Annotated in this window: 1 protein-coding gene; it reads right to left on the bottom strand. The window is 40.4% G+C overall.

From position 1 onward, the window contains the following. A partial coding sequence (locus ACRC28_RS01110) for a hypothetical protein (RefSeq protein WP_438541615.1) occupies positions 1 to 204 on the bottom strand: 204 nt, incomplete at its 3' end. Between the last annotated feature and the right edge of the window lie 2,058 nt (positions 205 to 2,262).

Raw genomic sequence — 2,262 nt, 5'->3', positions numbered from 1 at the left:
TATAGTATTAACACCAGCAAGTAGAACCCCAATCATTGTTGGACTGGCACTGGAGGTGTAGAGTATATCAACAACAGCAAGGTTGCAAATCAGAAGATACATTGGTTTGTGTAATCTCTTGTCATAAATAATGAAGAGGATATTTACTATATTGGCAAGAACAGCTAGAACATAGGTAATCAATATAACCACACCAACTACCATAGGCCTTTTGGTTGTGTCAAAACCACCTATAATAAATTCTGTAACTTTGATTGAAGCATTCTGTAAAGGCATATTCGTCAAAATATCAAGATAAATAAATGCAAAAAAGAAGTCGATGAAAAAACTCTTCTCAAAGCAAAAGATCATGCAACATATTGTAGATCATAACAAACCATAACCAGTTGTTGTCAGAGTTTACAAAAATAACTCTGAGCTCAATCAAACAACTTTCACTACAACCAACAATGGAGTTCACCAGACAGCCTCTAGACTTAGGGTTTTAAGGCTCACCAGAACAGTAACTTTTCATTGGGCACACCCATCGTCCAATCACATTGGATATTGACCTCAACTAATTTTAACTAGTACCTGTCTAATTAGCAAACCCATAATCAGAAATCCCACATTTGCTGCACAGTTCGGTCAACATCTGTGCATGTCAACAACAAACTGTCAGAGGGCCCAAAGTGGAAGAGATTTGAAACCTGCTAAATTTCATTGCTCAGGACTGATCTCAGGTGAATACAGGTACACAGTGGCTGCCATAGGTGTGTGAGTGTAAGTGTGAATGGGTGAATGAGCGCATTGTGTGTTAAGGTAGAAAAGGGCTATATAAGTTCAGTCCATTTACCATTTACTACCCCAATACTGATACTTTGTCCTTAGACACAATAGTCATTCATTAATCCAAAGAGATAAGCAGTTATTCATCTGCAAAATGTTTTAAAATCCATCACCTAAATACTGTATCATTCATTTCCAACTCATCACTGTTCTCCAGCAGTGCATCACTGTTGTAAGTAGGAAAAGGGGGCTTTGCGTTGCCTGAGAGGTGCCAATTATGGTGTGAGCATTGTAGCTCTATCTGTAATGGTCCTGTCATGTTTGAATAGAGTAATTACAGAAGACTATATTTGAATGCCAAAATACCAGATATGTTAAATCACAAGCTACAAAGTATTACTGTAACTACTCAGCCTTAAAGGTGTTGGTAGGCATTTTTTTTCTCACTTTGGACAGAGGCTAGATGCTTCCCCCTCCCCATCTTTATGCTAAGCTAAACATGACTGGATTCCAGTTCCATACATAATGCACAGACATGAGGTTGATATTGATGGTCTTAAAAGCCAATAAGTGTACTGGCGCTCCAAAAATGTTAAACTTTTCCTTTAAACATGGAGGTATGGTCGAAAAAATTCTACATCACTGCTCATTATACAGTAGCTATAGTGCATGTAACCATAGAGTAAGTACGAATCAGACATGTCAATGGAACGGAGGGTTACATGTGTAACCCATGTTCTCTGACTGCAGAGACTATCTCTCCACCCTACATATTCCATGTGTACGTGGACTGACCCCACGGGGGCAGCTGACGTGGATATTCTTTAAGACTCATCATCTGTGGCCTCTCCTGTTAATCTTGATTAGAACGCGTTTCGGAGCGGCTGGGAGCTAGAGAGATAGTCTCTCCACTCAGAGAACCTGGGTTACCCTCCATTCTCTATCGTGTCCAGACTATTTCTCCACCCTACATATTCCATATGTACGGGCACTCTGTAAGACACACCGTGAGGAGACCATGATGACGCGGGTGCTACTGCGAGAGCATGAAATGGCAGTTGAGTTCAAATGACACATCACCACTACCAGAGTGCTCACTCATGTGCTCAGATAAAGGAACTATTTGCAAATATACACTATGTACACACCCATGGCTTAGATGCAAGATGCCACCTAGGCTTAGCTGGCCTCGCCAGACGCTAAGGACAGCCCTAAACAGGTGGAAAGCCACTCAGTTAGCCAGCCAGGTTTCAAAGCTAGCTTTGAAAGAAAACGACTCTCTGGTTCAGAGAAATATTCTGCTATGTGGGAATTTAGATAATATTCACATGCACACACCCTCCATCCCCCCTAAATTTCATCTGAGGGATTAACAAGGATTTGAACAAAAATGAACCTTATAGTACTTGATTCTTTTGCACTTTTTTACCATGATTACAGCCACACAACTCTTTTCTGTCTACGATATCAGAATCAAATGTCACATTTGTTGTT

It is taken from the genome of Clostridium sp. (genome assembly GCF_051650885.1).
In the GTDB taxonomy this organism is placed as follows: Bacteria; Bacillota; Clostridia; order Clostridiales; family Clostridiaceae; genus Clostridium.
This window is presented reverse-complemented; position numbering and strand designations above follow the sequence as displayed.